Origin of the sequence: Nocardia sp. NPDC005825, assembly GCF_040630175.1 — a bacterium.
GTDB lineage: Bacteria > Actinomycetota > Actinomycetes > Mycobacteriales > Mycobacteriaceae > Nocardia.
Window position 1 is genome coordinate 226,307 of sequence record NZ_JBEXXC010000011.1, and the last position, 22,142, is coordinate 248,448.

The 22,142-nt window shown below is 69.1% G+C and carries 21 protein-coding genes; 12 read left to right on the forward strand and 9 right to left on the reverse strand.

Annotated elements, in window-relative coordinates:
- Positions 1–5 precede the first annotated feature (5 nt).
- From ABZ382_RS27690 to ABZ382_RS27705, 4 genes are all read right to left on the reverse strand, one after another.
- Positions 6–1,343 (reverse strand): hypothetical protein, encoded by a 1,338-nt coding sequence (locus ABZ382_RS27690; RefSeq protein ID WP_357094581.1) that lies wholly within the window; start codon positions 1,341–1,343, stop codon positions 6–8.
- A 120-nt stretch (positions 1,344–1,463) separates the two neighbouring features.
- Complete coding sequence (locus tag ABZ382_RS27695; protein ID WP_357094584.1) at positions 1,464–3,734, reverse strand: AAA family ATPase; 2,271 nt, start codon at positions 3,732–3,734, stop codon at positions 1,464–1,466.
- A gap of 53 nt (positions 3,735–3,787) precedes the next feature.
- Complete coding sequence (gene pssA / locus ABZ382_RS27700; RefSeq protein WP_357094587.1) at positions 3,788–4,678, reverse strand: CDP-diacylglycerol--serine O-phosphatidyltransferase; 891 nt, start codon at positions 4,676–4,678, stop codon at positions 3,788–3,790.
- Positions 4,675–5,391, reverse strand: a complete 717-nt coding sequence (locus ABZ382_RS27705) for a phosphatidylserine decarboxylase (RefSeq protein ID WP_357094679.1) — start codon at positions 5,389–5,391, stop codon at positions 4,675–4,677. The genes pssA and ABZ382_RS27705 overlap by 4 nt, the downstream gene beginning before the upstream one ends.
- A gap of 290 nt (positions 5,392–5,681) precedes the next feature.
- Between ABZ382_RS27705 and ABZ382_RS27710 the strand changes: the two genes are divergently transcribed.
- Entirely contained in the window at positions 5,682–6,710 is a 1,029-nt protein-coding gene (locus tag ABZ382_RS27710; RefSeq protein ID WP_357094589.1) for a beta-ketoacyl-ACP synthase III, read from the forward strand.
- A gap of 3 nt (positions 6,711–6,713) precedes the next feature.
- Here ABZ382_RS27710 and ABZ382_RS27715 read toward each other — a convergent pair whose 3' ends face one another.
- Both ABZ382_RS27715 and ABZ382_RS27720 read right to left on the reverse strand, forming a co-directional pair.
- A complete protein-coding gene (locus ABZ382_RS27715) occupies positions 6,714–7,412 on the reverse strand; it encodes an SIMPL domain-containing protein (RefSeq protein ID WP_357094592.1) in 699 nt (232 codons plus the stop codon).
- A gap of 15 nt (positions 7,413–7,427) precedes the next feature.
- The gene (locus ABZ382_RS27720; RefSeq protein ID WP_357094595.1) at positions 7,428–7,886 is read right to left on the reverse strand and encodes an SRPBCC family protein; all 459 of its coding nucleotides are present in this window, start codon (positions 7,884–7,886) and stop codon (positions 7,428–7,430) included.
- 480 nt (positions 7,887–8,366) lie between these two features.
- On the opposite strand from ABZ382_RS27720, the gene ABZ382_RS27725 reads away from it, so the two are divergent.
- From ABZ382_RS27725 to groL, 9 genes are all read left to right on the forward strand, one after another.
- Positions 8,367–10,040: an FAD-dependent oxidoreductase gene (locus tag ABZ382_RS27725; RefSeq protein WP_357094598.1), complete on the forward strand. Its 1,674-nt coding sequence runs from the start codon at positions 8,367–8,369 to the stop codon at positions 10,038–10,040.
- A 12-nt stretch (positions 10,041–10,052) separates the two neighbouring features.
- Positions 10,053–11,534 carry an ATP-binding protein gene (locus ABZ382_RS27730; protein WP_357094601.1) on the forward strand — a complete coding sequence of 494 codons (1,482 nt, stop codon included), beginning with the start codon at positions 10,053–10,055 and terminating at the stop codon, positions 11,532–11,534.
- Positions 11,534–11,887 (forward strand): UBP-type zinc finger domain-containing protein, encoded by a 354-nt coding sequence (locus ABZ382_RS27735; RefSeq protein WP_357094604.1) that lies wholly within the window; start codon positions 11,534–11,536, stop codon positions 11,885–11,887. Before ABZ382_RS27730 ends, ABZ382_RS27735 begins: the two co-directional genes overlap by 1 nt.
- A gap of 130 nt (positions 11,888–12,017) precedes the next feature.
- Positions 12,018–12,473, forward strand: a complete 456-nt coding sequence (locus ABZ382_RS27740) for a hypothetical protein (RefSeq protein ID WP_357094606.1) — start codon at positions 12,018–12,020, stop codon at positions 12,471–12,473.
- Positions 12,474–12,506: 33 nt separating this feature from the next.
- Positions 12,507–13,385 carry an RNA polymerase sigma-70 factor gene (locus tag ABZ382_RS27745; protein WP_357094609.1) on the forward strand — a complete coding sequence of 293 codons (879 nt, stop codon included), beginning with the start codon at positions 12,507–12,509 and terminating at the stop codon, positions 13,383–13,385.
- Positions 13,386–13,492: 107 nt separating this feature from the next.
- A complete protein-coding gene (locus tag ABZ382_RS27750; RefSeq protein ID WP_357094612.1) occupies positions 13,493–14,575 on the forward strand; it encodes an FAD-dependent oxidoreductase in 1,083 nt (360 codons plus the stop codon).
- Between the two features lie 63 nt (positions 14,576–14,638).
- Positions 14,639–15,394: a Clp protease N-terminal domain-containing protein gene (locus tag ABZ382_RS27755; protein WP_357094614.1), complete on the forward strand. Its 756-nt coding sequence runs from the start codon at positions 14,639–14,641 to the stop codon at positions 15,392–15,394.
- A 107-nt stretch (positions 15,395–15,501) separates the two neighbouring features.
- Positions 15,502–15,804, forward strand: a complete 303-nt coding sequence (locus ABZ382_RS27760) for a hypothetical protein (protein ID WP_357094617.1) — start codon at positions 15,502–15,504, stop codon at positions 15,802–15,804.
- Between the two features lie 244 nt (positions 15,805–16,048).
- Positions 16,049–17,671, forward strand: coding sequence for a chaperonin GroEL (gene groL / locus ABZ382_RS27765; protein WP_357094620.1), 1,623 nt, complete (start codon positions 16,049–16,051; stop codon positions 17,669–17,671).
- Positions 17,672–17,910: 239 nt separating this feature from the next.
- On the opposite strand, the gene ABZ382_RS27770 is transcribed toward groL, so the two are convergent.
- On the reverse strand, positions 17,911–18,612 hold the full coding sequence (locus ABZ382_RS27770) for a TetR/AcrR family transcriptional regulator (RefSeq protein ID WP_357094623.1): 702 nt from the start codon (positions 18,610–18,612) through the stop codon (positions 17,911–17,913).
- 148 nt (positions 18,613–18,760) lie between these two features.
- Here ABZ382_RS27770 and ABZ382_RS27775 point away from each other — a divergent pair, with 148 nt between their 5' ends.
- Positions 18,761–19,711, forward strand: a complete 951-nt coding sequence (locus tag ABZ382_RS27775; protein WP_357094626.1) for an NAD-dependent epimerase/dehydratase family protein — start codon at positions 18,761–18,763, stop codon at positions 19,709–19,711.
- Entirely contained in the window at positions 19,711–20,445 is a 735-nt protein-coding gene (locus tag ABZ382_RS27780; protein WP_357094628.1) for a DUF4386 domain-containing protein, read from the forward strand. The genes ABZ382_RS27775 and ABZ382_RS27780 overlap by 1 nt, the downstream gene beginning before the upstream one ends.
- 12 nt (positions 20,446–20,457) lie before the next feature.
- Here the strand turns inward: ABZ382_RS27780 and ABZ382_RS27785 are convergent, their stop codons facing one another.
- The gene (locus tag ABZ382_RS27785) at positions 20,458–21,330 is read right to left on the reverse strand and encodes an SDR family NAD(P)-dependent oxidoreductase (protein WP_357094631.1); all 873 of its coding nucleotides are present in this window, start codon (positions 21,328–21,330) and stop codon (positions 20,458–20,460) included.
- A 58-nt stretch (positions 21,331–21,388) separates the two neighbouring features.
- Positions 21,389–21,721, reverse strand: a complete 333-nt coding sequence (locus tag ABZ382_RS27790; RefSeq protein ID WP_357094634.1) for a hypothetical protein — start codon at positions 21,719–21,721, stop codon at positions 21,389–21,391.
- Positions 21,722–22,142 lie beyond the last annotated feature (421 nt).

Genomic DNA, 22,142 nt, shown 5'->3' on the forward strand with positions numbered 1-22,142 from the left:
CCGGTCTAGCCGGCGGTGTTCCCGTTCGACGCCCCCTCGGGCGGGGTGGCCGCGGACGGCACCGGCAGCGGCCGCAGCCGCCGCAGCAGGAACATGCCCGCCAGACAGCCGCCCGCCACCAGCACCGAGGTCCAGCCCGGCGTCGCGGTGGACCCCGAGCTGACCGCGCACATCCCCGAATTGCCCGACTGCATCGCGTAGTCGCCGCGCGCCACGTAATCCCGCATGCCCAGCACCGCCGACGGCACGAACAACAGGGAGGTCCCCAGCACCCGGCTCGGCACGTACCGCGGCCGGGCCGCCAGCAGGCCGAAACCGAGCAGCCAGGACACCAGCGCCGCGCTGCCCACGATCAGCCACGCCTCGGAGGAGTCGCTGGTGAGCGCCGTCGACACCCCGACCAGCATGGACAGCCACAGGGCCGGCATCGGCGCGGACACCTGACTGCCCGCCCACATGCCGGACGCGCCCACCGCCACCAGCAGCGGGATCGACCAGGCCGGCATCTCCGCCGCGATGGTCGCCGCGCCCACCGCGCCGACGCCCACCGCGATCAACACGATCTCCCCGTCCCGCCCCGGCAACAGCATGGACGCGATCATGGCGGTGCCGACCGAGGTCACCACGGCGAGCACGATGCCCGCCACGCTGCCGCCGTGCCGGGCCAGCCACTCCGCGCTGAACAAGGTGATCAGCACCAGCAGCAGGCCCGCCAGGATCGGGGCCAGCGGCAGCTCGATCGACAGCCGTTGCGCGGCCGGTCCTTTCCGATTGATCAGCAGCGAGAACACGGCCAGTGCGAAGGCCAGCAGCACCATCCACATGGGCGGCATGTCCGAGGCCTGCCAGTGGTCCTTCAGGTTGTCGGTGATGCTGCCGCCGCCCACCCGCGGCACCGGATTCACCGAACCCAGCAGCAGGCTGATCAGAACGCCCAGCGTCCAGGCGAAGGCGGGCAGCTTGTGGTGCAGCACCGCCGCGCCGAGCGCGCCCAGGATCACGCCGCCCGACAGCGAGTCGATGAAGTTCATCGTGGACAGCGAGGAATTCGGGTCGTTCGCGTGGCCCAGGGTGTGGTTGGCGACCAGCACCAGCAGCCCGCCCACCGTGGTCGACCAGGCCACCGACGGGCTGCCCATGGTGGTGATCAGCACCGCCACGATCATGGCGATGAGCACGCCCGCCGAGATGGCGCGGGGCAGGCTGTAGGCGAGCAGATCCAGTTGCAGAGCGGAACTCTGTGAGGTCCAGCCGAAGTCGATGGGCAAGGTCAGCGCGAGGCCAGCAACCAGTGCTGCGACCAGCGCGGTGATCGTTTCGGTAGCGACCTTGTACGACCTCACCTGCGCAAAAGTACCGGCCCTCGGGGTGTCGATCGGTCCGACTCGCTTACTTTGTAGATTTTTGGCGAACTTCTGGCCACATTCGGGCGTAGGCGGAGGAATCAGACCGGGCACATCAACTCAGACATAGCCCGACGGGTCGCCGGGCGGACCCGACATCTCCCGCTTCGCCGCGAACAAGCGCAACGACTCCACCTGCACCGGATCCAGCGACGGCCGCACCGCCTTGCGCGCGGACGCCACATCCGCCGCCGTCACCTCCCCGGCATCCACATCGCGGCGCATGGCGGCCAGCGCCGCCTCCCGCAACAGGGCCGAACAGTCCGCCGCCGAGTAGCCGTCCAGCTCACGGGCCAGCCGCCGCAGATTCACATCCTTGGCCAGCGGCACCGATGCGGCCGCGGTGCGCAGGATCTCGGCCCGGGCGTCGGCGTCCGGCGGCGGCACGAACACCAGCCGCTCCAACCGGCCCGGCCGGGTCAGCGCCGAGTCGATCAGATCCGGGCGGTTGGTCGCGCCGACCACCACCACGTCCCGCAGCGGCTCCACCCCGTCCAACTCGGTGAGCAGGGCCGCCACCACCCGATCCGACACCCCCGAATCCGAGGACTGCCCGCGCTGCGGCGCCAGCGCGTCCACCTCGTCGAGGAAGATCAGCGACGGCGCGGAATCGCGTGCGCGCTGGAACAACTCGCGCACCGCCCGCTCCGAGGACCCGACCCACTTGTCCATCAGCTCCGCGCCCTTCACCGCGTGCACGCTCAACTGCCCGGACCCGGCCAGCGCCCGCACCAGGAAAGTCTTGCCGCAGCCCGGCGGCCCGTACAGCAGCACCCCGCGCGGCGGCTCGATCCCCAGGCGCGCGAACGAATCCGGATGCTTGAGCGGCCACAGCACCGCCTCCGTCAACGCCTGCTTGGTCTCCACCATGTCGCCGACATCGTCGAGACTCAGGTTGCCGATGGACAATTCCTCCGAGCCGGACCGCGACAGCGGGCGGATCACCTCCAGCGCCCCGGCCAGATCCTCCTGCCGCAGTACCGGATCCACGTCCTGACCGCTGTCGTGGTGTTCGCGGCTGGCCCGGGCCGCCGCCCGCAGCGCCGCCTCACGGACCAGCGCCGCCAGATCCGACACCACGAATCCCGGTGTCCGCAGCGCGATCTCGTCGACCTTGAGGTCCTCGGTGGGGGCCTTGCGCAACAACTGCTCGAGCAGCGCGGCCCGTACCACGGCGGTCGGCAGCGGCAGCGACACCTGCCGGTCGAACAATTCGGGTCCGCGCAGCCGCGCGTCCAGGCCCAGCGGATTCGAGGTGGTCGCCAGCACCGCCACCGCGGGCAGCGCGATCGCCCGGCGCAGCTGGTCCAGGATCATGGTGGCCACCGGCTCGGCCTCGGCCGGCAGCAGCGCGTCGATATCGGTGATCAGCAGGACTCCGCCCGCGCCGGAACCGATCTCCTGCATGGTGTCGCCGACATCGCGGAAACGTTGGCCGCTCTCGGTCGCGCCGACCGCCGGGCCGTCCAGTTCCACCAGTCGCCGCGAACCCACCACCGCCCGCGCCAGCGTCGCCTTGCCGACGCCCGCCGGGCCCGTGATCAGCACGCCCAGCTGCGAACTCGCGCCCAGCGCCTTCAGCAGCTCGGGCTCGTCCAACGCCAGATTCAGCCATTCCCGCAGCTTCGCGGCCTGGGCCTGCACCCCGGCCAGATCGGCGACGGCCACCGCCGAGGTCGGGGCGGTCGTCACCGGGCGCTCGGCGGCGACGATCGGCGAGCTGTCGAGCGGGACGTCGTCGAGCAGGCCGAGCGGTGCGTCGGTCGAGCTGAAGGTCGTACCCAGCGTCACCGCCGTACTCGGCAGGATGGTGACCGGGCCCGGATACGGCTCGGTGGCCACCACCGTCAGCACCTCGGAGGTCCAGGCGATCCCCAAGCCCTTCAACGCCTTCCGGGCCGCGGCCGGATTGTCGCTGGGCAGCAGGTCACGCGGGAGCAGGGTGACGGTGTCGCCCACGGTGACGATCTTCCCCAGCAGCGCCTGCCGCAGCGTGGACTCCGGAATCGCGGCCATGGCCAGCGACGAGCCCGTCACCGAGACGCGGCGGGCGTCGGACTCGGTGGCCGGGGCGATGGTGACGTCACCGCCGTCGCGCACCTTCGCGTTCGACAGCGTCACCTCGTCGAGCAGGGCGACGCCGGTGCCGAAGCCCTGCGACGGCTTGAACGTCCCCACCACGGCAGTGGTGCGCCGCCCGCCGGTCAGGGTGACGCCCTGCCCCGGGTGCAGGGCCAGCGCCATCAGGACTTCGGGGTGCAGGCGCACCAGCCCCCAGCGGGCGTCGCCGCCCGAGGAGTTGCGTTGCGCGGTCAGCGTGAATTCCGGCACCCGTCAATTCTGCCCGCGGGAACCGGCCGCCGGTGGCTATCCGCGCGGGCCGGTCATCCGCGCTGGCCGGGACGGCGTAGCCGCAGCCGAGCGGTCGACACCCGCGGCACCCGTCCGGCCAGGGGCCGTTCGCGGCGCTGGGCCTTGCGCTGGGCGCGGCGCTCGGCGGGCTTGTGGTTCCAGGTTTCCGGCCGTGCGGCCACCCAGCGCGCGGAGTGCACCGCGAACGGGATGTGGCCCAGGTACATCACCACCAGCGCCATCATCAGGATCAGCGGGTAGGTGACCAGCAGCGCGGCCGCCAGGGCGACCAGCACCAGCAGGATCGGCGCGGTCCGCGGTGCCACCGACACCGACTTGACGGCCAGCGTCGGCAGCGTGCTCACACACAGCAGACCGGTCAGCACGGTCCACACCGCCACCATCGGGAAGCTGACCCACCAGCCGTCGCCGAACTGCTCCGACAGCGCGATGGGCGTCAGCACGATCAACGCGCCCGCGGGCGCGGGCACCCCGACGAAGTACTCCCGCTGCCAGTCCGGCCGGTTGTCGTCGTCCATCAGGGTGTTGAAACGGGCCAGCCGCAGCACCATGCAGACCGCGAACATCAAGGCCAGCACCCAGCCGATGCTGTCGGCGTGCAGGAAGGTCACGTACAGCACCAGGGCGGGCGTGACGCCGAACGCGATCGCGTCCGACAGCGAATCCAGTTCCGCGCCCATCTTGGAGGTGGCGTCCAGCATGCGGGCGATCCGGCCGTCCAGCATGTCGAACACCGCGGCCGCGCCGACCAGCGCCAGCGCGAACCCCAGCTGCCCCTGGATGGCGAACTTCACCGCCGACAGGCCCGAGCACAGGCCGAGCACGGTGACCATGCTGGGCAGCAGCCGGATGGTGCGGTTGCGGCGGCGCGCGGACGGCGCGGGCGCGAGTTGCTCCATCATGAATCCAGTTCGGCCAGTACCGTTTCCGCACCGATGGTGCGCTGCCCGGGGGTGACCAACAGCTTGGTCCCGGCCGGGAAGTAGGTGTCGACGCGCGATCCGAAACGGATCAGGCCGTAGGTGTCGCCGATGCTCAGCTTGTCGCCGGCCTTGGCCTCGCACACGATGCGGCGAGCCAGCAGACCGGCGATCTGCACGATCACGATCCGCTGCCCCGACTCGGTCTCGATGACCATGCTGTTGCGCTCGTTGCGGTCGCTGGCCTCGGGCAGGTCGGCCGAGAGGAAGTGGCCCTTCTGGTAGGCGACCTGCTCCACCAGGCCGCTCACCGGCACCCGCTGCACGTGCACGTCCAGCACCGACAGGAAGATGCTCACCCGCGGCAGCGGGGCGTCACCCAGGCCGAGCTCGGCCGGCGGCACCGCGGTGTCGACCAGCGCGACCTCGCCGTCGGCGGGCGCGACCACCACGCCGGGGCGGTTCGGCGGCACCCGGTGCGGGTGCCGGAAGAACGTGGCACAGGCCGCGGCGGCCGCGAGTCCGGTGCGCCGCACCCACTTCCGGCGGAAGCCCAGCGCGGCCACCGCCAGCGGCGCCGCCACGAACGGCAGGCCGGCCGGGTGCAGCGGTGGAATGGAGGATCGGACCAGGTCGGCCACGTGACCGAGTCCGGTCGTTTCCGGGGTGCCGGGCGGGGTGGGGCGACGGGCCACGAGCTCCTCTTTCATGCGCGGATGGTTGCGGTCATAGACCGCGTCACACACTACGGGAAGCGCGTCGGACGCTCGCGTTCTCGGTTGCCCAAGGCCTCGGAGAACGATCTCCCAGCGGTATGTGAAGCACTGGTCAACGTATGCCTAATTGTGAGCGGAAGCACAGCCATGAGAAGCTGTCCGGATTAAGCTGAGGGAGCCTCATGTATGCGGCATTCCGGCCGCGGGGGTGGGGGAACTCGATGAAGGTCACGTTCGACGCGCAGTACGCAGTACATAAGGGAGAACCAATGTCTGCTCGAATTGCCTCGATCAGCGGGGCAGAGCACACGGCAATGCTCGGGCTCGGCGTGTACCGGCCGGAGCGAATCGTCACCAACGACGAGGTGGCGGGGCCGATAGATTCCAGCGACGAATGGATCCGGACCCGGTCCGGCATCCGCACCCGGCGCTTCGCCTCCCCCGAGGAGACGATCATCAGCATGAGCGCCGCGGCCGCCCGCGACGCCATCGACGCCGCGGAAGTCGATCCAGCCACGATCGACTGTGTCATCGTCGCGACCTCTACCTGGCTGTTGCTGACGCCTGCCGCGGCTCCGCAGATCGCCACCGAACTCGGCCTGCAGAATGTGGCCGCCTTCGACGTCTCGGCCGGGTGCGCGGGCTTCTGCCACGCGGTCGCGTTGGCCTCGGATCTGGTCAAGGGCGGTACCGCCCGCAACGCGCTGGTCATCGGCGTGGAGAAGCTCACCACCACGGTCAACCCGAAGGACCGTGGCACGGCTTTCCTGTTCGCCGACGGCGCGGGCGCGGTGGTCATCGGCCCGTCCGACGAAGCCGGGATCGGGCCCACCGTGTGGGGCTCGGACGGCACCCAGCACCACGCCATCCGCCAGGACAAGGACTGGATGGAGTTCTTCACCGAGATCGAGGAACGCGGTCTCGACGCCGTCCGGCCCTATCTCGCGATGGAGGGTACGGCCGTGTTCCGCTGGGCCGCACACTCTTTGGAGAAGGTCTGCCGCGAGGCCATCGAGGTGGCCGGGCTGACCCCCGCCGATCTGGACGCCATGGTTCCGCACCAGGCCAACGGCCGGATCATCGAGATCATGGCCCGGGTGCTGAAACTTCCCGAGGACTGCGCCCTGGCCAATGACATCGAGGAAGCCGGCAACACCTCCGCCGCCTCGATACCGCTGGCCATGGAGGCCATGATGCGCAAGGGCGACGCCAAACCCGGCGGCACCGCCCTGCTCATCGCCTTCGGTGCGGGCCTGTCCTACGCGGCCCAGGTGGTCCAGCTGCCGAACTGGAAGTAGCGGTCAGTCCATATCCCAGGCGGCGGTCACGGTGAACGTGACCGTCTGCTGACCTGGCTCGAGATTGATGGTGGGCGCGGCCCCGGAGGGCAGGGCGTCCTTGTACATCGGCGTCGGGCTGGTTCCGCTGCCGTTCTCGCTGATGGTCTTGACCTTCTTCAGCTTCAGCCCGGACAGGTCCGCGTACTGCTGGGCGCGGCTCTTGGCGTCCTCGAAGGCGCGGGCGCGGGCGTCGGCCAGCAGCTTGGTGTTGTCCTCGAGCCCGAAGGCGACCGAGCTGATGCGGGTGTCGTTGCCGCCCGCCTGCACCGCGGCCGACAGGATGCCGGACGCCTTGGGCAGGTCCCGCACGGCCACGTGCATGGTGTTGGTGGCGCGATAGCCGGTGATGGTGCGTCCCTCCGGCCCATAAGCGGGCTGGACGGACAGGTCGCTGGTCTTGATGTCCTCGCGCTTGGCGCCCGCGGTGACCATGGCGTCGGTGATGGCCTTCGCCTTGGCATTGGCCTGATCGACCGCCGCGGACACATCGGTCGCGCTGACCTCGGTGCCGAGGTCGGCATTGAGCACGTCCGGGGTGCCCTGGACCTTGCCGGTGCCGGTGACCGTCACGGTGCGGTCGCCCGAGTCGGAGCTACCGCATCCGGACGCCAGCATCGCGACACCGGCGGCCGCGGCGCAGATCGCTGTGAGTCGTCGCATAGGCCGAACCTACGCTCAGCGCTCCAGAAGTTCCTTGATCCGGCCGAGGGTTTCGTTCATGCCGTCGACCAGCCCGCCCTCGAAGGCCGCCTCGCCGCCGAAGACCTTGTCGATGGTGAGCTGCAGCCAGCCCGGCAGCTTGCCCTTGGGCACGTCGCGGCGCTGGATCAGCGTGGTGCCGCCGTCCGCGGTGGGCTCGAGGGTGTAGCTCCAGACGGTGCCGTTCTCGTTCATCCGGAAGGCCAGCGCGTGGTTGGGCTCGAAGCGCACGATCCGCGAGGTGCTCGGGTACACGTAGCCCTCGGCCTTGTTCAGGTTCACCGTCCAGGTGCCGGTGCGGACCGTGCGGCCCAGCGGCTGCATGCGCAGGGTGTTGGGGCTGAACTCGCGGATCCGCTGCAGGTCGGAGACGACGCCCCAGACCTTCTCCGGCGCGGCCGCGATATCGATGCTGGCTTCGAGAGTGTTCGGCAACGCTGCCTCCGGGGACGTGACGGTCGGTTACGGGCATCCTAGTTCGCGTGGCCTGGGTCACCGTGCGGCCGTGGCGTGGATCACCTGTCCCGACCTGGGCGTATGAAATGTGACCCGGGGTCATTCGGGGCGACAAGATCGCTTGGGTCACATTGTTGGGGTGTTGATGTCCGAAATGTAATGGCTGGCGCACAATATGAGATAAACGAAGTTACAGACACAGCCACCTGCTTCCGATTGGGAAACGTGAGGTGATCGGCCGTGAACCTGCGTTCGCTTCTGCATCTGGAGAGCAAGACCGTCCCGCTCCTCCCTGCCGACGAGCCCGGAACCGATGCGGATTCCGCCGAATCCAAACCACCGGGGACGTCCGGCCGCAAGGCGAATCGGGCGCTCGAGGAACGCCTCGAGCGATTATTGACTCCGACCGAGATGGATCTCATTCAGCATCACCGAATTTGAGTCCGCGATACTGGTCAGGTGACTTCACCCTCTGCCGTCAAGCCGGCCATTCTCAGCGTCGACGACGACCCCGGCGTCTCGCGGGCCGTCGTGCGCGATCTGCGCCGCCGGTACGGGGCGGATTACCGGATTCTGCGGGCGGAGTCCGGCGCGGACGCCCTCGATGCCCTGCGTGAGATGAAACTGCGCGGCCAGCCGGCCGCGGTGCTGATCGCCGACTACCGGATGCCCGGGATGAACGGCGTCGAATTCCTCGAACAGGCCATGGACCTGCACCCCTACGCCCGCCGGGTGCTGCTCACCGCCTACGCGGACACCAATGCCGCCATCGAGGCCATCAATGTGGTGGACCTCGACCACTACCTGCTCAAGCCGTGGGATCCGCCGGAGGAGAAGCTCTACCCGGTCGTCGACGCGCTGCTGGAGGCCTGGCACGGCGACGAGCACAAGCCGGTGACCGAGACCAAGGTGGTGGGCCACCGCTGGTCGGCGCGCTGCTCGGAGGTGCGGGAGTTCCTGGCGCGCAACCAGTTGCCGTATCGCTGGTACCAGGTCGACGAGCCGGAGGGCGCGCGCCTGCTGACCGCGGCGAACGCCACCGAGGACCAGTGCCCGGTCATCATCAACCCCGGCGGCGACGTGCTGATCATGCCGACCGACGCGCAGCTGGCGGAGGGCGTCGGCCTCAATACCGACGCCTCCAGCGACTTCTACGACCTGATCGTGGTCGGCGGCGGGCCCGCTGGGCTGGGCGCGGCCGTCTACGGCGCGTCCGAGGGCCTGCGCACCGTGCTCGTCGAACGCACTGCCACCGGCGGCCAGGCCGGGCAGAGCTCCCGCATCGAGAACTACCTCGGCTTCCCCGACGGCCTGTCCGGCGCCCAGCTCGCCGACCGCGCCCGCCGCCAGGCCGTGAAGTTCGGGGCCGAACTGATCACCGCCCGCGAGGTGGTGGCCCTGGAGGCCTGCGGTTCGGCGCGCGTGGTGAAGTTCGCCGACGGCGGCAGTGTCGCCGCGCATTCGGTGCTGATCGCCACCGGCGTCAACTACCGCCACCACCCGGCGCCCGGCGTCGACGAATACACGGGCCGCGGTGTCTATTACGGCTCCGCCATGACCGAGGCCAGCGACTGCGCCGACAAGGACGTCTACATCGTGGGCGGTGCGAACTCGGCGGGTCAGGCCGCGGTGTTCCTGTCCCGGCGCGCCCGCACGGTGCACATCCTGGTGCGCGGTGAATCGCTCGAAGCGTCCATGTCGCACTACCTGATCCAGCAGATCGCGCAGATCCCGAACATCAAGGTGCACACCCGCACCGAGGTGGTGGCCGCCGACGGCGACGACCACCTGGAGCGGATCGTGCTGCGCGACAATGCCTCCGGGACGGAAGAGAAGGTGGACGCCGAACGGTTGTTCCTGTTCATCGGTGCCGCACCGGAAACCGACTGGCTCGACGGCATCGTCAAACGCGACGACGCCGGCTATGTGCTGGCCGGACCCGATCTCATGGTGGACGGCGAACGGCCCGCGGGCTGGGAACTGCCGCGTCCCCCACAGCATCTGGAGACCAGCGTGCCCGGCGTCTTCGTCGCCGGTGACGTGCGTTCGGAATCGGCGAAGCGGGTGGCCTCGGCGGTCGGCGAGGGCGCGATGGCCGTCATGCTGGTGCACCGCTGGCTCGCGAAACAGTAGGAGTAGGCGCATATGGGCAACACCCGATTGATCTGCGACCCGAACGAACTGCGGCACCTGTTCCTGTTCGAGAAGCTCGACGACGAGCAGCTGGCCTGGCTGTGCCGCGACGGGCGGGTCGAAATGTTCGAGCCCGGACTGGTTTTCCGCGAGGGCGACCCGGCCACCTGCTTCTACGTCCTGATGGACGGCGAGGTCCGGATGACCAAGAACTCGGGCGGCGAGGAGATCGAACTCGTCCGCACCGAGCACGTCGGGTCGTACTCCGGCGCGTGGATGGCCTACATGGGCGACAAGATCGACCAGATCTACACCGCGTCGTTCTACGTGACCCGGCCGTCGAAGTTCTTCGTGCTGGACGCCGCCACCTTCTCCCGGATGATGCAGCAGTGGTTTCCGATGTCGCTGCACCTGCTCGAGGGCGTCTTCTTCGGAAACCGCAATGCGAATGAGCGCATCGGCCAGCGGGAACGGCTGCTGGCGCTGGGCTCGTTGTCGGCGGGCCTGACCCACGAGCTGAACAATCCGGCCGCCGCCGCGGTGCGCGCCACCTCCTCGCTGCGCGATCGGGTGGCGGGCATGCGGCACAAGCTGAAGATGATGGCGCACGGCAAGTTCGACTCCGAGACGATGGAGGCGCTGGCCGGTCTGCAGGAGGAAGCGGCCGCACAGGTCGCCAAGGCCCCGGTGCTCACGCCCATGGAGGCCGCCGACCGGGAGGACGAACTCGGCGACTGGCTCGAGGACCACGGCATCGGCAATGGCTGGGATCTCGCGCCGAACTTCGTGCAGGCCGGCTTCGACCTGGACTGGCTGGAGAAGGTGCACGGCACGCTGTCCGGCTGCGGCCCCGACGTTTTCGAGGGGGCGGTGCGCTGGCTCAACTACACCGTCGAGACCGAGTTGCTGATGAACGAGATCACCGACTCGACCAATCGGATCTCCTCGCTGGTGAACGCGGCCAAGCAGTACTCGCAGATGGACCGGGCCCCGTTCCAGGTCGTGGATCTGCGCGAACTGCTGGACAGCACGCTGGTCATGCTGGCCCGCAAGATCGGCGACGACATCACCGTGGTCAAGGAGTACGACCCGGCGCTGCCGCTGGTGCCGTGCTACGCGGCCGAACTCAATCAGGTGTGGACGAATCTGATCGACAACGCCGTGTCCGCGATGGGCGGGCGCGGTACGCTCACCGTCCGTACCTATCGCGAGAGTGATTGCGCGGCAGTGGAAATCGGCGATACCGGGCCGGGCGTGCCGGATGAGATCCGGACCCGGATCTTCGAACCGTTCTTCACCACCAAACCGGTCGGCGAGGGCACGGGGCTGGGCCTGGACATCTCATTCCGGATCGTGGTGAACAAGCATCACGGCGATATCCGGGTCGAATCCGAGCCCGGGAACACGCGTTTCATCGTGCGGCTGCCGCTGGAGGCGGCGAACCCGGCCCCGGCCGAGGCCGACGCGGAACCGGCGACGACAGGAGGCAACTGATGACCGAGCAGATCAAGGGCATCGATCCGAGCGTTCCGCCCAGCGGGGCGGGCTGTCTGGAATGCGATGCCGCGGGCGGCTGGTGGTTCCATCTGCGGCGCTGCGCGGAGTGCGGCCATATCGGTTGTTGTGACAATTCGCCGAGTCAGCACGGCACCAAGCACTTCCGGGAGACCGGGCATCCGTTCATCCAGAGCTATGAGCCCGGTGAGGACTGGTTCTACAACTTCGAGACCGAGGACATGTACAGCGGCGGTCCCGACCTGGCCGCCCCGACCTCGCATCCGGCCGATCAGGCGGTGCCGGGTCCGCGCGATCGGGTGCCCGCGGACTGGCAGCAGCGCCTGAACTGACCCGCTCTCCAGCCGGCAAAAACCGGCCGACCAGACTTTTCCTTTTCGGCTCCGGCGGAGCCGGGTACGCTGCTGCGAGCGCCGGGCCGGTCCGGCGCTTCGGCACTCGGGAAAGTTCGGAAAGCAGGGTATGAAGCGTCTTTCGATGGTCGCCCTCACCGCAGGTGCGATGGCCCTCACCTCGGTCGCGGCTCTCACCGGCTGTGGCTCGGACAAAGCCGGTGGCAGTAATGGCCTGAAGCAGGCCGAGACCACCTCCGCGGCGGCCAGAACCACCAGCGCCGCCCCGACCTCGGCCGCGATCCCGGCCGAGTCGCCCGTCGACGCCCCCGCCGGGGTCCCCACGGTCGCGACGGTGGCCAAGAAGACCAGCGCCCCCAATGGCGCGCAGACCACCTGCGCCGACTTCCGCGACCTCACCGAGGACGCCGAGCGGCAGGTCATCCAGCAGGTGCTGGCCGCGCACCCGGGGTCGTTCCTGGACGGCAGCCCCGCCGCCGCGCTCAGCACCGCCAAGCTGGCCTGCTCGGCCGGGGCCTACGCCAATACTCCCGTCGCCGTCGCGATCAGGGTGGCCCCCAAGTAGTCTCACAGGAGAATTTCCGGGGAGGCGGCACCAATGCTCGAATTCGAACGGCATCGGCCGCGATTGTTCGCGCTCGCCTACCGCATGCTCGGATCCGCCGCCGAGGCCGAGGACGCCGTCCAGGAGACCTACCTGCGCTGGCACGGCACCGACCGCACCGACATCCGTTCCGTCGAGGCCTGGCTGACCACCATCCTGGTGAATCTCTGCCGCACCTGGCTGGATTCGGCTCGCACCCGCCGCGAGACCTACGTCGGGCCCTGGCTGCCCGAACCGGTCCCCACCGGCCACGGCGAACTCGGCCCGCTGGAATCGGCGGAACAGCGGGAACTGGTGTCGATGGCGTTCCTGGCGCTGGCCGAACGGCTCAGCCCCACCGAACGCGCGGTGTTCGTGCTGCGCGAGGCCTTCGGCTACGCGCACCGCGAGATCGCGGACATGCTCGGTCTGACCGAATCCAATGCGCAACAGGTCTACCGCCGCGCCGCGCACCGGGTGCACGAAGAGAAGCCGCGCTTCGAATCGGCCCCGGCGCACGCGCGCGAACTGGTCGAAAAGTTCCTCAGCGCAGCGCAATCCGGTGATCTCGCCGCGCTCGAGTCGCTGTTCACCGCCGATATCGTGGCCCTGGCCGACGGCGGTTCCAAGGTCAATGCCGCGAAGCGCCCGATCGTCGGCGCGGAGAAGGTGGCCCGCTACCTGCTGGGTCTGTTCGGCAAGATCCCGAGTTTCGGCGCCGACATCAGCGTCGTGATCGAAGAGGTCAATGCCGCGCCCGCCTTCGTGGTGCGCGCGGACGGGGCCGTGCTCGGCACCATCTCCGTCGGCTTCGACGGCGACTCGATCGCCTCGGTCCAGCTCGTGGTGAACCCGGACAAGCTGACCTATTTCGCGTCGCACGATCGCGTGTGACGCGGGACACACCCGAATTCTGTCAGGGATCGCGGGGCTGTCCGGTCTAGAGGGTGTCGGCTACCGAGCGGGGCCGATTGTGTACCTGAAGTGAATGGAGCACTCTCATGACCGGGCAGCATCGAATCGTCGTTCTGGGTGCGGGCTACGCGGGACTGGCCGCGGCGGGGGAAGCGATCAAGGCCAAGGGCGCGCACGTCACCGTCATCGACCTGCACACCGAATTCGTGGACCGGGTGCGACTGCACCAGGTCGCCGCCGGGCAGGACGTGGCCCGCTGGGAGCTGCGGAAGACCTTGGCGGCCAAGGGGATCGAGTTCGTCAACGGCCGCGCCGAGCGCATCGACACCGAGGCTCGCCGTGTCGAGCTGGCCACCGGCGAGGCCGTCGCGTACGACTCGCTGATCTACGCCCTGGGCAGCCGCGCCGATCTCTCGATGGTGCCCGGCGCGGCCGAATTCGCGCACACCGTGGCCACGTCGGAGGATGTGCGCCGGATTCCCGCCCTCACCGGCCGGGTCGCCGTGGTCGGCGGCGGGGCGACCGGTCTGGAGACCGCCACCGAACTGGCCGAGACCAACCCCGACCTGGATGTGGTGCTGGTCAGCTCGGACGAGCCGGGCGGCTGGTTGATCCCCAAAGCCGTCGCGCACATTCGCGCCGTCCTGGATCGCCTCGGCGTCGAGGTGCGGGTCGCCAAGGTGGCGGCGGTGACCGCCACCGGCCTCGATCTGGTGGACGGCGACCACGTCGACGCCGACATCGTGCTCTGGACAACGGGTTTCACGGTGCCCGAGGTGGCTGCCCGCTCGGGTCTGCCGGTGGACGGGCGGGATCGGGTGCTGGTCGACGATCGGCTGCGGGTGCGCGGTCTCGCCGATGTGTACGCGGTCGGTGACGCGGCGGTGATGATCGGGCACAACGGCCGCGAGGCCCGGATGTCGTGCCAGGCGGCGCAGCCCGCGGGCAAGTACCTGGGTGCGGCCGTCGCGGCCCGGCTGCGCGGCAAGCAGCCGGGGCCCTTCACCCCGCGCTTCGTCCTGACCTGCATGAGCCTGGGTCGCCGGGACGGTCTGGTCCAGTTCATGAAGGCCGATGACTCGAACGGCAGCATCGCGCTGACCGGCCGTCCGGCGGCGTGGATCAAGGAGCAGATCGTGGGCGCGGTGGGCCGGGCGGCAAAGCTCTGACCGACTCGCCGAATCGTCAACCAATGGTTGACCAAGCCCACTTGGTCAACCTACAGTTGACGAATGACGAACTCGATCCGCCTCGACGACCTGATCGACGGCATCAAGAAGGCCCGCCCCGACGACGTGCTCGAGCAGCTCTCCGACGCCGTGGTGCTGGGCAACCACATCGGCGAGGTGGCCGACCATCTGATCGGCCACTTCGTCGACCAGGCCCGCCGCTCCGGCGCGTCCTGGACCGATATCGGCCAGAGCATGGGCGTCACCAAGCAGGCCGCCCAGAAGCGCTTCGTCCCCAAGACCCCCGCAGATGCGGGGCAGGCGGCGGCTCTCGACCCCAATGCCGGTTTCGCCCGCTTCACCCCGCGTGCCCGCCAGGTGGTGATGGCCGCCCAGGAGGAGGCCCGGGCCGTCGGCAATCTGGAAACCCGCCCCGAACACCTGATTCTCGGCTTGCTCTCGGAGCCGGAGTCCCTCGCGGTCAAGGTGATCGAGGCCAAGGGCATCTCCGCCGACGCCGTCCGCCGGGTGGCCACCGCCGCGCTGCCCGCCGCCACCGGTGACCCGGTCCCGCCGCTCATCCCCTTCGACGCGCAGGCCCGGAAGGCTCTCGAGCTGACCTTCCGGGAGGCGCTGCGACTCGGCCACAACTACGTCGGCACCGAGCACCTGCTGCTCGCTCTGCTCGATCTGGAACACGGCGCGGGCATCCTGTCCGGTCTGGGGCTGGACAAGGACGCGGTGCAGGCCGACGTCGCGGGCCTGCTGGCGTCGCTGACCGCGCCCGCCACACCGGCGGGCACCGAGGACACGCAGTAGTCCGCGTGTCGTTCCGCCCCGCTGCCGACCTGGTGATGTAAGCCCCGGGACCGGTGTCCTCGCGCCGGATCCCCTGGGGAGCATGTTGCGGCAGATACGATTGTGGAATGGCGGACGACGAGAGTTCCGACCTAGTTGCGGGGGAGCAGCGCGCTGACCTGCTGCGCGCGCTCAGCTATGTCTCCACAGAGGACACGCCCGACGGCGGCTACATCGTGAACGGAGACCTCCCACCCGAGGTCGCGCCTCCGTTCATCCGGGCGATCATGCGCATCGAAGCCGAACTCCTGCTGCAGGACGCCGAACTCGTCACCATCGAGCACGGCGAGCCCCGCACTCCGGAGGAGCGCCGCACCGATGCGCTGATCGCCCTGCTGCTGCGGGTCGACGACCGCTCGCACTTCTCGTAGCGCCGGGCGGGCGACCGGACCGCACGAGGCGACTCGTGCGGTCTTCCGTGCGTTTCGGGGCCCGGCGCCCCAACCTTGCAGTCGGTGGGGGTGAGTGCTAGAAATGGGTTTGGCACTCCATACCTGTGAGTGCTAGGTCGGGGCGGTGAGGCCGGGCTGGTTAACAAGCTCCTCGGTCGTCCGTCGCGGGCACCATGCCTGGCCAGAACACTGTCAATCCCCAGATCTGGAGGATCTCAACGCAATGGCCAAGACAATTGCGTACGACGAAGAGGCTCGCCGCGGACTCGAGCGTGGCCTGAACGCCCTCGCTGACGCCGTCAAGGTGACCCTGGGCCCGAAGGGCCGCAACGTCGTGCTGGAGAAGAAGTGGGGCGCCCCCACCATCACCAACGACGGTGTCTCCATCGCGAAGGAAATCGAGCTCGAGGACCCGTACGAGAAGATCGGCGCGGAGCTCGTCAAGGAAGTTGCCAAGAAGACCGACGACGTCGCGGGTGACGGCACCACCACCGCCACCGTGCTGGCCCAGGCGCTGGTCCGTGAGGGCCTGCGCAACGTGGCCGCCGGCGCCAACCCGCTCGGCCTGAAGCGCGGCATCGAGAAGGCCGTCGAGGCCGTCACCGCCAAGCTGCTCGACACCGCCAAGGAGGTCGAGACCAAGGAGCAGATCGCCGCCACCGCCGGTATCTCGGCCGGCGACTCGTCCATCGGTGAGCTCATCGCCGAGGCCATGGACAAGGTCGGCAAGGAAGGCGTCATCACCGTCGAGGAGAGCAACACCTTCGGTCTCCAGCTGGAGCTCACCGAGGGCATGCGCTTCGACAAGGGCTACATCTCCGGTTACTTCGTGACCGACCCCGAGCGTCAGGAAGCGGTCCTCGAGGACCCGTACATCCTGCTCGTCGGTTCGAAGATCTCGACCGTCAAGGACCTGCTGCCGCTGCTGGAGAAGGTCATCCAGGCCGGCAAGCCGCTGCTGATCATCGCCGAGGACGTCGAGGGCGAGGCCCTGTCGACCCTGGTCGTGAACAAGATCCGTGGCACCTTCAAGTCCATCGCCGTCAAGGCCCCGGGCTTCGGTGACCGTCGCAAGGCCATGCTGGCCGACATCGCCATCCTGACCGGTGGCGAGGTCATCAGCGAAGAGGTCGGCCTCTCGCTGGAGACCGCCGGCATCGAGCTGCTGGGCCAGGCCCGCAAGGTCGTCATCACCAAGGACGAGACCACCATCGTCGAGGGCGCGGGCGACGCGGAGGCCATCAAGGGCCGCGTGCAGCAGATCCGCACCGAGATCGAGAACTCGGACTCGGACTACGACCGTGAGAAGCTGCAGGAGCGTCTGGCCAAGCTGGCCGGCGGTGTCGCGGTCATCAAGGCGGGCGCGGCCACCGAGGTCGAGCTCAAGGAGCGCAAGCACCGCATCGAGGACGCCGTCCGCAACGCGAAGGCTGCCGTCGAAGAGGGCATCGTCGCCGGTGGTGGCGTGGCCCTGCTGCAGTCGTCTCCGGCCCTGGACGCGCTGACCCTGTCGGGTGACGAGGCCACCGGTGCGAACATCGTTCGCGTCGCGCTGTCCGCGCCGCTGAAGCAGATCGCCTTCAACGCGGGCCTGGAGCCCGGCGTCGTCGCCGAGAAGGTCTCGAACCTCCCCGACGGCCACGGCCTGAACGCCGACTCCGGCGAGTACGTCGACCTGCTGGCCGCCGGCGTTGCCGACCCGGTCAAGGTCACCCGCTCGGCCCTGCAGAACGCGGCCTCCATCGCGGCCCTGTTCCTGACCACCGAGGCCGTCGTCGCCGACAAGCCGGAGAAGGCCGCCCCCGCGGGCGACCCGACCGGCGGCATGGGCGGCATGGACTTCTAAGTCCTGCCTTCCGGCAACGGTTTTTGAACAACCTGGGCCCGGTCACCTCCCGGTGACCGGGCCCAGTGCTGTGTATGGGGGAATGCGGCGGCGCTGAATACCCGGTGGCCCCCACCCCGAGCCCCGGTTGAAGGTGGCGGTGTGCTTCGAGCTCCCGGTGGGTCGCGACTGGTGTCGGGTGGCGGGGGCGTGTCGTGTTCTACGGCGGTTTGCCGTGCGCCCTGTCGGTGGCGGGGTGATCAGTCGGTGGCGGGGAGGCCGACGAGGTCGGCCATCAGGTTCATGTGGTGGTGGAAGTAGTCGGTGACGGCGTCGATGGTGCCGTCGAGGCGGCCGAAGATCTCGAAGGTGACCAGGCCGAAAAGCTGTGTCCAGCTTACGAATACGCGGTCGAGGACCTCTTCGGGGAGGTCGGCGGACTGTTGTTCGATGAGGACGCGGAGGTCCGCGCGGACGGGGGCGGGCAGGGGAGTCGGCAGGGCGGCGGGGGTGAGCCGGTCGTCCGCCGCGGCGCGGGTGGCGATGCCCGCGAGCAGCAGGACGACGGTGGCGGCGGGGCCGACGGTGTCCTTCGGCGCGTCGTAGCCGGGGATGGGGCTGCCGTAGAGCAGGCCGTATTCGGTGGGGTTGGCGAGGGCCCAGTCGCGGACCGCAGTGCAGACCGAAAGCCATTGTGCGCGTGGGTTGTTCGCGGGCGCGGCGTCGTGGGCGGCGGTGGCGGCCGCGCCGAGGGAGCGGTAGCCGTCCAGGATGAGCGCGGTGAGCAGGTCGTCGCGGCTGGGGAAGTAGCGGTACAGCGCGGAGGCGACGATGCCGAGGTCGCGGGCGACGCCGCGCAGCGACAGGTTGGCGCCGTCGGTGGCCAGCCGCGCGCGGGCGGTGGCCTTGATCTCCTCGATCATCTCGGTGCGGACGCGGGCGCGCAGGGATCCGGCGGACATGGTCGCAGTGTAGAGAACAGGAAACCGTTTGGAGAACGGTAGGCGACTGAGAGAACAGTGTTCTTGACAGGAAACGGTGTGCACTTCTACCGTCGAGAGTGCGAGAACAGTGTTCTCGGAACACCCATCCGACTGGATCGAGGACCTCATGTCCCTGCACGTCGTTATAGGAGCGGGTCCGGTGGGCACGGCCACCGCGCGACTGCTCGCCGCCCGGGGCGACCATGTCCGCATCGTCACCCGCAGCGGCTCCGGCCCCGAGCACCCGAACATCGATCGCATCACCGCCGACGCCACCGACCCGCGGGCGCTGCTCGCCCACTGCGCGGGCGCGGCGGCCCTCTACCAGTGCGCCCAGCCCGCCTATCACCGCTGGCCACAGGATTTCCCGCCCCTGCACCACGCCATCCTGACCGTGGCCGAACGCTCCGGCGCGCCCTTGATCACCGTCGGAAACCTGTACGCCTACGGCGAGTTCGACGGCCCGGTGTCCGAGTCCCACCCGCTGCACCCGAATTCGGCGAAGGGCCGGGTCCGCGCGGACCTGTGGTCCGAGCAGCTGGCGGCCCACCGATCCGATCGCATCCGCACCGCGGAAGTGCGCGGTTCGGACTACCTCGGCCCGGCCGCGACCTCGGCGTTCACCGTGATGGTGTGGCCCGCCGTGCTCGCGGGCAAGCGAGCCCTGGTCCCCGCGGACCTGGACGCCCCGCACAGCTGGACCGCCACCGAGGACGTGGCCCGCCTGCTGGTCGCGGTCGCCGACGACGAAACCGCCTGGGGCCGAGCCTGGCACGTGCCCACCGCGCCGCCGCTGTCCGTCCGCGCCCTGGCGGACCTGACCGCGTCGGTGGCCGGAGCGCCGCCCGCCCGGGTCGGCCGCATGCCCGCCGCCCTGCTCTGGACCGCGGGCCTGTTCCTGCGCGACGCCCGGGAAATGCGCGAGCTGCGCTACCAGTTCGACCGCCCCTTCGTCCTGGACTCGTCGGCGGCGACCACCCACTTCGCACTGCGACCCACACCGCTGGAGGAGACGTTGCGCGCCATGCTCGCCGATCACCCCGGCTCGGCGCTCGGTACGACGGCGGAGGTGCTCTGATGCGTCCGGCCGCTCGTCCGGTGGCCCCCGCCGCGGGGTTGCCGTCGGAGAATCCGCCGGCCCGGCCCGCCGGGAGGTCTGACCGCTGGGCGGTTCGGCTGCTGATCGTCGCGGCCGTGGTCGGCATGAATGCCGGATTCTCCGGGCTGGGCAGTGCCTTCGACTACCCGCGCGTGCTGTCCCGGCCGAGTGCCGAGGTGCTCGGGCTGTTCCGGGTACACGAGTCGGCGGTGGTCGCCTGGTTCTCGGTGCTGGTGTGTGGTGCGCTGCTGCTGATTCCGATCGCGGTGCTGGTCGGCCGTTCGGATCGTTCCGTGCGCATGCGCTGGGCCGTACGGGCCGGTGTGGCGGCGGGTGTGGTGCAGGCGACAGGTCTGCTGCGCTGGCCGCTGCTGGTGCCCGGCTTCGCCGACCGCGCGGAGTCCGAGGTCGGAAGTTCTTCGGCCACAGCAGATTTCGAGTTGTGGAACCGGATCCTGGGCTCGTTCGTCGGCGAGACTCTCGGCTACACGCTGACCGCGATCTGGACGGTGCTGGTGGCATCGGTCCTGCGGCGGCGGGGTTTCCCGCGCTGGTTCGCCGTGCTCGGAACCATGGCCGCGGCGTTGATCCTGCTCGGTGTGGCCGCTCCGTGGCAGGTGCCGGGCACGCAGCAGGCGAATTTCGCCGGGTACGTGCTGTGGAGTGGGTGGATGCTGGCGCTGGCCGTCTTGTGGGGCCGCCGTCGCGGGTGACGGCGGCCGGGTTCACATGCCTCGGCGGAAGCGGGCGTTGCGAATGGTGTCGGCGCGTTCGGGGAGAACGCTGTCGATGAGCGCGGCGACCCGGCCCATGACCGGCGCCAGCCGGCGGGGGCGGTCGATGATGGCGTCGCAGATGATCCGGCCGCCCTCGTCCGCGGTGAGCGCGTTGGCCGTGGCCTGCTGGTAGACGGGGTTGGCGGTGATCATGTCGGTGCGGACGAGGGGGAGGTAGATCGAGGTGAATCGGAGGTTCTCGGTCTGGGTCTCGGCTTGCAGGTTGGTGCTGAGCGAGTCGAGGGCGGCCTTGGACGCGACATACGCGGCGTAGCCGGGACCGCCGTAGAGGTTGGCCAGCGACAGGATGTTGATGATCTGCCCGTCGCGGCGGTCCCGCATGGCGGGGGCGAAGGCGAGGATGAGCCGGACCGCGGCGAAGTAGTTGAGCCGCATGGTGCGCTCGTAGTCGTGGAACCGGTCGTAGGACTCGTCGAGCCGCCGGCGGATGGATCGCCCGGCATTGTTGACGAGGATGTCCACCCGGCCGTGGTCGGCGAGCACCTTCGCGGTCATGGCGTCGAGCGCCTCGAAGTCATTGAGGTCGCAGGGGTAGGCGGCGGCCCGCCCGCCCGCGGCCTCGATCTCGGTGACGGCGTCCGCGAGTTCGTCAGCGCGGCGCGCGACCAGGAGAACGGTGGCGCCGGCCGCGCCGAGCTGCACGGCGGCGACTCGTCCGATCCCGGAGGAAGCCCCGGTGATGAGCACGGTCCGGCCCGCGACGGCGTCGGCGAGGGTGCGGTCGCGCCGCAGCCGGGCCAGGCTGACCTGGGTGTCGAGGCCGTGGCGGATCTTGTGCAGCAGGTCACTGATGTCGTGCATGCCCAGTGATGCTAAGTGCCGCACCGGGATTCGGTGGGGGTTCGGATTCGCGCCCCGGTCAGCGCCGGGGATGGCGTTCGGAGAGCACGGCGGCGGCATCGATCGGACGGATACCGAGGAGTGCGGCGGCGGCCGCGATGGTCGCGTGCGTGGCGGGATCGTTCGGATGCGCGGGGTCGAGAAGAAGTTCCACCAATTCCATGGCGGCGATCGCTTGTTCACGAGTGACAAGGCGGCCGGGCAGCCAACTAACGCGCCAGTCGGTTTCCTTATTGCCGGGGAGTCTTTCCGCGAACTCGTCGGCGATGCCACTGGTAATCGACCAAGCACACACGTACACCCGCGAATTATGCCTCTGACCAGCCGATTTGACTTCTGTTCGTAGCAACACGTAACTTAGTCCAGGTCAGAGCGACACGGACACCGACCCGGAGCCCCAAGGGCCTGGGAAACGAGGTTGGACGAGGAGCGCCTGATGATCACATTAGTTTCGATCGACCAGCGGATTTGGTTCTGCTGCGAGCTCTGAGCTAAGCTTTGAAAGCAGCCTCACCGACAAGCGGGACTAGAGCCCGGGAGTTGGTGTGTGCGTGTGTTCTTTGAGAACTCAATAGTGTGTCGATGAATGTCAGTGCCAAATATTAAATTTGGTTCCAATCATTCTCACCCCCGTGAGGGTGGTTGGACATTTAAGTCGGCTAATTTTCCAGCCGACGATTGCTAGGTTTTCGGACTCTGGTTCGAGATACTTCTGATTCGCCTTCGGGTGATTCTAGAGTCTTCAACGGAGAGTTTGATCCTGGCTCAGGACG